The organism is Paenibacillus sp. N119s, assembly GCF_059447605.1.
In genome coordinates this window covers 1-347 of sequence record NZ_JCAJRU010000542.1, presented here as the reverse complement: position 1 = coordinate 347, position 347 = coordinate 1, and the positions used below count along the sequence as shown (strand labels likewise).

Below are 347 nucleotides of genomic sequence, written 5' to 3'. Positions count from 1 at the left end.
GGCTCAGCCTGAAATCAGTTTTAACTATTTGGGCCAATTCGATCAGGATTATAAAGGCAATGATCTACAGCCTTCCGTCTATTCCATTGGTGTGCCTGTCAGCACGAACGCGGCCATGGATTTTGCGCTGGATATCAATGGAGTCATTGAGGATGGCGAGTTGATGTTCACGATTCGCTATGGCACAACGCAATTCCGTCATGAAACGGTTGCACGGCTTGGAGAACTGCTGACATCCAATCTGCGTGAAGTCATTCATCATTGCGTCACCCAAGAGAGAACGGTGCTGACCCCAAGTGATGTCCTGTTAAACCATGTCACGCTGGACGAGCTGGAGCAATTGGTGG

General features: G+C 49.3%; 1 protein-coding gene. It reads left to right on the top strand.

Annotated elements, in window-relative coordinates; all coding sequences use genetic code 11:
- Positions 1–347, top strand: a 347-nt coding sequence (locus AC5V8P_RS26235) for a condensation domain-containing protein (protein ID WP_495474137.1), incomplete at both ends; no start/stop codon positions are given.